The sequence below is a fragment of the Rhizobium sp. 01T444 genome, assembly GCF_056398305.1.
The window spans coordinates 22,383-30,996 of the sequence record NZ_JBFTPD010000049.1 but is presented as its reverse complement, the minus strand read 5'-3'; the positions used below and the strand labels follow the sequence as shown (position 1 = coordinate 30,996).

Below are 8,614 nucleotides of genomic sequence, written 5' to 3'. Positions count from 1 at the left end.
GTGGTGCGCGTCGGCAGCGAGATCGTGCCGCTTGCAAGCCGCCCGGTGCTGTTTGCGCTCGCCCGCACGCTCGCCGAGGCTGCACCATCGGATGTCATTCGTTCGATCCTGCTTGCCCGCGCCTTCCGCGCCCGCCATGCCGATGAATCCCACCGGGCGCGGCTGCGCGTCGAGATCGGCCGGCTGCGTGCCGCCCTTGCCAATCTTGCGGAGGTCAAGGCGACGAGCCACGGCTTTGCACTGATGCCGCACGATGGGCGCGCCGTGGTGGTGCTTGCCCCGCCGGTCGAGGAGGAGCACGCCTTCCTGCTGGCACTTCTCGCCGATGGCGAATCCTGGTCCAGCACGGCGCTCGCAATCGCCCTGAGCTTGAGCCCGCGCACCGTGCAGCGGGCGCTCGACGCGCTGGAAACGGCCGGCAAGGTGCAGTTTTTCGGCAATGGGCGGGCGCGCCGCTGGATGATGCCGCCGGTCGTCGGCTTCCCGACAACATTGTTACTCCCGGGTCCGCTGCCGAGCGATTAGAAATAAACGGCAGCAAAGTGCGGAGCGGTTCTGCGTCCGGAATTGCGAAAAAAGAAGGAGGATGGAGCGCCATGAAGACATCACAGGCAGAAATCGTCAGGGAATACGGCCCCTTCGAGGGCACGCGCAATATAGGTGGCGTCACCTATGATGGCCGCCGGGTCTGGTTTGCCGCCGGCGAAAACCTGCGGGCTTTGGACCCCGAAACCGGGGCCGAGCTCAAGACCATCGATGTCGCCGCCCATGCCGGCACCGCTTTCGACGGGCGTTATATCTTCCAGATCGCCGAGGACAAAATCCGCAAGATCGATCCCGAAACCGGCACCGTGGTCGCCACCATACCCGCCCCCGGCAAGGGCGCCGATTCCGGAATGGCCTGGTGCGAAGGCAGCCTCTGGGTCGGCCAGTACCGCGAAAACTGCATTCACCAGATCGACCCTGAGACGGGGACGATCCTGCGCACGATCGAATCCAAACGCCATGTGACGGGCGTGACCTGGGTCGATGGCGAGCTCTGGCATGCCACCTGGCAGGACGACAAGAGCGACATCAGGCGCATCGACCCTGACTCCGGCGAGGTGCTGGAACGGCTCGATATGCCCGAGGGCACCGGCGTTTCCGGGCTCGAGGCCGATGGCGCGGACCTGTTCTATGCTGGAGGCGGCGGCAGCGGCAAGGTACGGGCGGTCCGCCGGCCGCGATAAGGTTAGGCCGGGTTGGGATGTCCATGGTGCAGCACAATTGCTGGGGCTGCCGATCCGCTCGCCCTGCTTACTTACCCTTCTTGCGCAGCGCCTCGATCAGCACATGCGCTGCCGGACCTGACGATGCCGGGTTCTGCCCAGTGATCAACTGCCCGTCTGTGACGGTGTAGACGCCCCAATCCTTGACCTTGGAAAAGATCGCCCCGAGGCTCAGCAATTCGTCTTCCACCAGGAAAGGCACCACCTTCGTCAGCCCGACTGCTTCCTCCTCGCCATTGGTGAAGCCGGTCACCTTCCGGCCCGCGACGAAGGGCGTGCCGTCGGCGTTCTTGACCCGATGCAACACGCCCGGCGCATGGCAGACGAGCGCGATGGTCTTGCCGGCCGCGATGAAGGACTCAATCAGCTTGATGGAGTTGGGGTCTTCGGCCAGATCCCACATCGGGCCATGCCCGCCGGGATAGAAAACCGTGTCGTAGTCAGCCTGGTTGACGCTATCCAGCCGCACCGTATTCGCAAGCCGCGCCTTGGCGGCCTCGTCGGCATTGAAGCGTCGCGTGAGATCGGTCTGAAACATCGGCTCGTCGCTCTTGGGGTCGAGCGGCGGCTGGCCGCCCTTGGGCGAAGCGAGCGTCATCTCCGCACCCGCATCCTTGAACGCATAGTAAGGAGCGGCGAGCTCTTCCAGCCAGAAACCCGTCTTCTTGCCGGTATTGCCGAGCTGGTCATGTGAAGTCAGTACGAGCAGAACTTTCATAGTACCTATCCTTCTGTGATTGGCTTGGGGCTGCATTGATCACGACTGAAACCTGGGAGCCGCTGCCATGCGGGCGACAGCATCGGCGATTGGCGATGGCTAAGATTTTCGATACAGGGACGAAGTAGCGGAGAAGAATAAAGAGGGAAGACTACGCCAGAGGCAAGTAGTGCTCGCGAAGCCCCAGAGAAACGGAAACTTAACCATACAAAGACAGCTCCGGAACCGTCTTCCATGGCGGGAAGTTTCCCTGCTGCAATCGATGAAGTGAGAGTGACATGGTTCAGTCGTTTCAGGAGCGTTATATCACGCGCGAAGAGCATCAGCGGATCGTCGATTATTACCGGAAGCTGGTGGCGCGGCTCTATGGCAATGTGCGGGATTTGAGGGCGCAGGCCGAGGCGCCGGTGAAGAAAGCTCCGCAGGCCGCCGAACGGCCGGGCGGGATGCCGCAGGAAAGAGACCTTGGGCCGAGTGTCGTCCACCTTGGCTTTTACCGCGACCGGCGGAAATCCGATGCCTGATAATCCGGTGCGCGTCTCTACGGTCGGCGCCATCTCCGATGAATCGCAGCCAACGTCAGCCTACCCCGGCACCCTGCCCCGGCAGGCCCAGGCAACAGAGGCAAACGACCGCGGCCCGTCTGGCTCTCCGGCCTCATAGGCACCCCTCACCGCGGTATCGACCCTCGTACGCGTATACGCATCCAGTCCCGCCACATACTTGCCGAGAGGGCCTTCGCCTGATGCAATCGGGTCCCAGTAGTCGGCAAACGAGCCGTAATCCATGCGGATCGTCAGCGAGGTCTCCTCCACATCGGCAAGGCCGTTGCTGATAAAGCTCGCCTTCATCTCCCCAGGCTGCGTCATCGGCTGGAAAGAATAACGATGGCGCATCGCTCGCGAATTCGCGTCGATCATGGCAACCGTATCCCACATCATGCGCATGCCGGACATGCCGCCATAATGATCCCAGACGGCGGCGGCAACGACACCGCCCGGGCGCACGACGCGCCGCATCTCGGCCACCGCCCTTCCGGCCTCCGGCACGAAATGCAGCACGAGCATCGAGATCGCCCGGTCGAAGCTGTTATCCTCGAACGGCAGCGCGCAGGCATCCGCTTCTCGAATGCTGATGCGGGGATCGGTATTGCGCCGGTTTGCTGCCTCCACGAAGACGGGCGAAAAATCGATGGCCGAGATCGCCTTCAGACCGGGATTTTCCGCCAGCGTGAAGGTGAGGCTTCCCGTGCCGCAGCCGACATCGAGAATGCTTTCCCCATCCTCAAACCCGGCAAAATCGATGAGCCCGGGCGCGAGCCTTCTGCTCCAGCGCCCCATCAGTTGCTCGTAACCATCGGCACTTTCGACATTGAAACTCGACGGCATCGCAGTCTCCCCCCAAAAAAGAGGCAAGCAAGCGGGACAATGTCCGCACCAACATTAGAACTGCGCGAGCCACGCCGCAAGCAAATCGGCTCTCTTTGTTTCACGCAACTTTGGCCGCAAGACCGCGGCGCAGTTTGCTAGACATCAGCAGACTTCGGTTTGCGCCACATGATCGAGATGCGGCATACTATTTCACGCTGGCAAGCAGGCGTCCGAATGCGGCGTCGAAATCCTCCAGGCTGAAATTCTGCGGGTCGTCATGCCCGTCGCTCAGGCCCTGATCGATTGCCGCATGAAATGCTGGAACCAGGCCAGTGTCGGCACGCACGCTCGCCATGAGGTAAAGGAGCGCGAGGCGGTCATACTGGGCTGGCGAGAAACCGGGCATTGGCGCATTGCCGTCGGGCTGGCTCGGGTGCTTCCGGCGCGGCTGGACGTTCTCGATGTGAAGGAACATGCCACGCGCCAGGGTTCCGATCTGCAGTTCCAGCTTGGTTGCGCGCCAGGGCACGCCAAAATCATGGCCGACATAAATCTCGCCCCGGCGGTTGAGAAATATATGCGCCTTGGCGTTCGACGCGCTCTTGAAGCCGTCGAGCCGATTGACCTGGTTGCTTGTATCGATGTCGGCGGGAAACTGCGCCACGTTCCCGAAATTCGGCGAACTCGTGTCGTGAATGACGAAATAACGCGCCTCCGGCGCATGCGGATTGTTCGAGTTGCCACGGGATACCGGGGCGTCAAGACTGCCTCCGAGCGCGGCTTCGGTCAGCCCGGTGGCAGAGATTGCCTGCTGCAGCTTGGGCCTGGAGATCTCCACCGGTTTGCCGATGAAGCCTGCGAGATTGGACGGCAGCTGCGCGGGCGTGGCGTCCACATTTCCCAGTATTTTCACCTTGCGCAGCAGACAGGACGCCTGTTCGTCGGGAGTTCCCGCAAAGGCCATGGTCTCTGTGTTGAACTTGCATTTTCCAAAGGTCGCCGCACTCGTCTGGCTGGCCGCGCCGGCAACTATCAGAATGCCTAGGGTCAAAAGGTAACGCATCGCAAACTCCTCTCCTGCTTGCGTGGAAACATCACGGGCACATTGCGCCGCCCGTCAGGTTGAGCTTCTCCTTCGCAAAGGCACACAATTTCGAGATGGCGTTCTCCGGCTTCAGATCGGAGCTCCGGCTGTCTGGGTAGACGATGAAAATCACATCGTGGCCGAGCCCGAAATTCTTGTAGGGATAAACGTGTCCCGGCCCGACGCAGGCCGTTCCATCGCTGTTCCACTTCTTGCAGCGACTTTCGCCGATTGCCTCGAAGACCCTGCTCGATCCCTCGCCGAGCCGCATGAAAGGACCGCCATCCGCGATCAGAACCGGCGTCCATCGGTCCTTGTAGACGACGACGCCCATATCACCTAGCCGCAGCCCGGTCTTGTCCGCGAACATGCGGCCCATTTCGCCGCTCTTGCTGCCGGTTATCTTGGAAAGGCCGGCCGTCGGCATCACGATGAAAGGAATGCGGTCAGGATCGATTTGCGCGGACTGCGCGGAAGAATTGGGTGAACCTGGCCACTTATAGGACGTCTCCTTCAGATCGGTAGCGCCAGGCAGACCGTTCCATGCCGCCCAGGATCCATCGACATCGAGCGCCATCTTGCTGCGCCAGTAGATCGCGCCGTCCTTGAGGCGCAGCAGCGCCTTCACATTGCTGGGGTCGCGACTGCACAGATAGTACTGTTTCGATTCTGCGACACCAGGAAGCCTCAGGTTAAAACCGAGAAACTTATCCTTCCTGCTCTGTCCGGCCGCGCCGTCGCAACCGACAAATTCTCCCCGGTAGGACTCGTCGAGCGGCGTCGAAGCGGAGAATTCGACGGCTTTGAGGAGGTCGGCGGAGCTCGCCGGCGGTTCCGCAGCGTGAGCGTGAATAGCGAGCATTGCAATGCCAAGCGTCACTAAAACGCGAGATAGTTGAAGCATGTAGAGAGACATGATCTGCGGCTCCTCCTGCTCGCTCCGGTGCAACGTGTGCGACCCAAGTGACTATTCCATTTAATCGTAGATTGTGCAATATTAACGACAATAAAAACGCCAATGTCTCCGCAGGTTGAAAGTATTTCCTATAAAGATTTCGCACGGACGGTGAAAATGCAGCGGCTGCTTCTTATGACTTTGAGAAACGTTGGGCTTGCCATTCTGGTCGCCGCGTATGTCACGCGCATCACGCAGGCGGCAGAGATAGATCCAGCGGCGCTGATAGCTGAAACGAAACATCGCTTCGAGACTCGGATTAGTGGCGGCCAGTATATGAGGTCATCGTGCTCGCCGACGGCGGCTGACGACTGGCCAGGCGTCGAACTCCTGCGCTGCACATACAGGGAACTGAACACAGAGGCGACGGTGACGCTCGCCTTGCCGAGCGCCGCACAGCTGGCACGCTGGACAGTCTCCGCCTGCCGCGATGCTGGGGCAACCGACATGAGGGCCTGCGCGCGCCACATCGAGAAGCGCATCTGGTCGGCTTCGAATGCCCAGTTTCCGGTACGCGGCTATGTGATCGAACCGCATTCGGTACTCGGGGGCGCGTCGAACGAAGCCTACTGTTTTCTGTTCCGCGACGGCGTGACGGTAAGGACGGCGGCGGTCACGTCACGCGTGCCGCGAGGCGGCAAATGCGCGCCGCAAAGTGCGGAAAATGATCCGATCACGCGCGCCTTCACCTATGCGCGGATTGCGTCGACCACCCGGGCAGAGTTGGCGCTCGCGCCCGGCGCCCCAAGCGAGGCTGACTTGGCGGGCAAGGCTTTCCCCGATGCTGTGCGCAAGGAATTCGTCGCCGCATGGGCTTCCGATCGCAACCGCCTGATTTCCGGCGCTGCAATTGCAGACAAAGCGAAGGGGGAATTCAACTGACCGTATCTCGTGATTTTCTGTCTAGTTCAACGAGGCGATGGCAGCATTGAGCGCCGTGGCATAGGCGACCCAAACGCCGTAGGGCATGAACAGGACCGATGATAGCCGATCGCGTTTCCACGACAGCGCGATGAAGGCAAGGATCAACAGGAGCAGCGGGATGATGATCATCAACCCCAGGTTCGGGGATTTTAGGCCGAAGAAAGCCGGCGACCAGGCGAAATTCAACACGAGCTGGGCGATCCAGGTGGTCATGACGGGTGAACGCCTGCTGCGCGCATAGGTCCGCGCGCCTGCAATACCAACAAGGATGTAAAGGACGGTCCAGGCCGGGCCGAACAGCCAGTTCGGCGGCGTAAACCAGGGCTTGGCGAGCGACTGGTACCATTCATCCGGCAGATTGATGAGACCGATGAGAAGCCCGCCGCCGAGCGTGAGCAGAATGAAAACGAGATAATGATCAAACCGGTGCAACGGAACCCCCGCGTAAGTGACGATTGAAGTGGCGTCCGCGGGCGCGCCGTCAAGAGCGGCCTCTTCCCGGCTCGATCAGGCGTCTCGCCAGTAGCGTTTCGGCGCACGGCCGAAGACGCGCTTGAAGGCATTGCCGAAGGCGCTTTCGGAGGAATAGCCGAGGCTGGCGGCAAGGCCTGCCACCGTCGCCTCCTTGCGGCGCAGCGCCTCGCGGGCGCGATGCATGCGCCAGCGGGTGACGTAATCGAGCGGCGCAACGCCGACCAGATCGCGGAACCGCTGCGCAAAGGCGGAGCGCGACATGCCGGTGCGGCTTGCGAGCTCACCCACCGTCCAGCGATAGCCAGGCTCGTTGTGGATCAGGCTGATCGCCTTGCCAATGCCGGGATTGCCGAGCGCGCCGATCCAGCCGGCATTGTCTGCGCCGGCACGGGCGACATGGGCGCGCAGCGCCTGCACGAGCAGGATATCGCCCATCCGCCGTGTCATAAGCGTCGAGCCCATTTCGCCGGCTCCGAGTTCGTCGTTAAGGGTCGCAAGTGTAGCGCGCAGAACGGCAGCAGCGCGGTCGCTTGCCGGTATATGGATGAAGGGCGGCAGCGCATCGAGCAGCAGTTGCGCATTGCCGCCGGATATGACGAGACTGCCACCGATCAGCACCGTCTCGTCGCCGCCATGCCGGGCAATATTGGAATGGTCCCAATCGAAGAAGGCGATACCGTCTTCCGGCTCGCTCGCCAGATCATTGGCGATCACATAGGCGGGCGCATTGGCAAGCAGGAACGTATCGCCCGCTTCAAGCGTAAAGGGCGGCTCGCCCGGCAGGATGATCCAGCAGCCGCCTCTGATGACCGCGACGAATTTCAGCGCCGGCTTCGGCGGAAAGCGGAAGGCCCATTGCCCGCCCACCTCGAAACGCGTGGAGCGGGCGCTCTCGATATCAACAAGCGAAAACACATCGGACAGGGGATCGATCATGAATTCCGGACGATCTCGACGAAATGACAGAGCATAGAGCATAGATTCTCCAGCCAACCGCTGCAATCCTTGAGGTCACCATCAAGGAGAGAGACGATGTCACCGATCAAGGACAAGGTCATTGCCATTACCGGCGCCAGCAGCGGCATCGGCGAAGCGACCGCCCTCATCCTAGCCGAGCGCGGCGCCAGGATCGCGCTCGGCGCCCGGCGCAGCGAGAAGTTGGAGGCGTTGGCTCAGCGCATCACCAAGGCCGGCGGCGAGGCCATCTACCGCGTCACCGACGTCAAGAAGCGCGCGGATCTCGAAGCGCTCGTGGCGCTTGCCTGCGACACCTATGGAAAACTCGATGTGCTGATCAACAATGCCGGCATCGGACCGATTTCGCCGATGGATGAATTGCGCGTCGAGGATTGGGAGGAGATGATCGACGTCAATATCAAGGGGCCGCTCTATGGCATTGCCGCCGCCCTGCCCGTCTTCCGCCGCCAGGGTTTCGGCCATGTCGTCAACACGCTCTCGACGGCGGGCATCACCATCAAGCCGACCATGGCCGTCTATGCCGGCACCAAGAATGCCATGCGCACCATTGCCGAGGGCCTGCGGCAGGAGGCCGGCCCGCATCTGCGCGTCACCAATGTATCGCCGGGCATCATCAGAACCAATTTCGCCGACTCCATGACCAGCCCGGCCGTGAAAGCCGGCATCACGAAAAGCATGGAGGAAATGGCGATCACGCCGGATGCAATCGGCCGCGCCATCGCCTTTGCCATCGAGCAGCCTGACGATGTCGATGTCGGCGATATCGTCATCCGGCCGACCGCGCAGGCGTGAACACGGCATGAAGCGGACCAGCCGATCGCCGGTCCGCTTTGCCCAAGGCGG

10 protein-coding genes and 1 pseudogene are annotated in these 8,614 nt (G+C 61.7%); 5 read left to right on the top strand and 6 right to left on the bottom strand.

Annotated elements, in window-relative coordinates; genetic code table 11:
- A pseudogene (locus AC1DTN_RS35150) lies at window positions 1-525 on the top strand (helix-turn-helix domain-containing protein); the annotation flags it as partial.
- Between the two features lie 71 nt (window positions 526-596).
- Window positions 597-1,229: a Vgb family protein gene (locus AC1DTN_RS35145; protein WP_477924726.1), complete on the top strand. Its 633-nt coding sequence runs from the start codon at window positions 597-599 to the stop codon at window positions 1,227-1,229.
- 67 nt (window positions 1,230-1,296) lie between these two features.
- On the opposite strand, the gene AC1DTN_RS35140 is transcribed toward AC1DTN_RS35145, so the two are convergent.
- Window positions 1,297-1,986 carry a type 1 glutamine amidotransferase domain-containing protein gene (locus AC1DTN_RS35140; protein ID WP_477924725.1) on the bottom strand — a complete coding sequence of 230 codons (690 nt, stop codon included), beginning with the start codon at window positions 1,984-1,986 and terminating at the stop codon, window positions 1,297-1,299.
- A 278-nt stretch (window positions 1,987-2,264) separates the two neighbouring features.
- On the opposite strand from AC1DTN_RS35140, the gene AC1DTN_RS35135 reads away from it, so the two are divergent.
- Complete coding sequence (locus tag AC1DTN_RS35135; RefSeq protein ID WP_477924723.1) at window positions 2,265-2,510, top strand: hypothetical protein; 246 nt, start codon at window positions 2,265-2,267, stop codon at window positions 2,508-2,510.
- Window positions 2,511-2,570: 60 nt separating this feature from the next.
- On the opposite strand, the gene AC1DTN_RS35130 is transcribed toward AC1DTN_RS35135, so the two are convergent.
- The 3 genes from AC1DTN_RS35130 to AC1DTN_RS35120 form a co-directional block, all read right to left on the bottom strand.
- Window positions 2,571-3,374, bottom strand: coding sequence for a class I SAM-dependent methyltransferase (locus AC1DTN_RS35130; RefSeq protein ID WP_113323574.1), 804 nt, complete (start codon window positions 3,372-3,374; stop codon window positions 2,571-2,573).
- A 187-nt stretch (window positions 3,375-3,561) separates the two neighbouring features.
- Window positions 3,562-4,419 carry a peptidoglycan recognition protein family protein gene (locus tag AC1DTN_RS35125; protein WP_477924721.1) on the bottom strand — a complete coding sequence of 286 codons (858 nt, stop codon included), beginning with the start codon at window positions 4,417-4,419 and terminating at the stop codon, window positions 3,562-3,564.
- Between the two features lie 31 nt (window positions 4,420-4,450).
- Complete coding sequence (locus AC1DTN_RS35120) at window positions 4,451-5,356, bottom strand: hypothetical protein (protein ID WP_113323576.1); 906 nt, start codon at window positions 5,354-5,356, stop codon at window positions 4,451-4,453.
- Window positions 5,357-5,530: 174 nt separating this feature from the next.
- On the opposite strand from AC1DTN_RS35120, the gene AC1DTN_RS35115 reads away from it, so the two are divergent.
- Window positions 5,531-6,277, top strand: a complete 747-nt coding sequence (locus AC1DTN_RS35115) for a hypothetical protein (protein ID WP_477924719.1) — start codon at window positions 5,531-5,533, stop codon at window positions 6,275-6,277.
- 21 nt (window positions 6,278-6,298) lie between these two features.
- Here AC1DTN_RS35115 and AC1DTN_RS35110 read toward each other — a convergent pair whose 3' ends face one another.
- Window positions 6,299-6,751, bottom strand: a complete 453-nt coding sequence (locus tag AC1DTN_RS35110; RefSeq protein ID WP_310387962.1) for a TspO/MBR family protein — start codon at window positions 6,749-6,751, stop codon at window positions 6,299-6,301.
- A 75-nt stretch (window positions 6,752-6,826) separates the two neighbouring features.
- On the bottom strand, window positions 6,827-7,729 hold the full coding sequence (locus AC1DTN_RS35105) for an AraC family transcriptional regulator (protein ID WP_477924727.1): 903 nt from the start codon (window positions 7,727-7,729) through the stop codon (window positions 6,827-6,829).
- A 96-nt stretch (window positions 7,730-7,825) separates the two neighbouring features.
- Between AC1DTN_RS35105 and AC1DTN_RS35100 the strand changes: the two genes are divergently transcribed.
- Window positions 7,826-8,563, top strand: a complete 738-nt coding sequence (locus tag AC1DTN_RS35100; RefSeq protein WP_310387964.1) for an SDR family oxidoreductase — start codon at window positions 7,826-7,828, stop codon at window positions 8,561-8,563.
- Window positions 8,564-8,614: the final 51 nt, after the last annotated feature.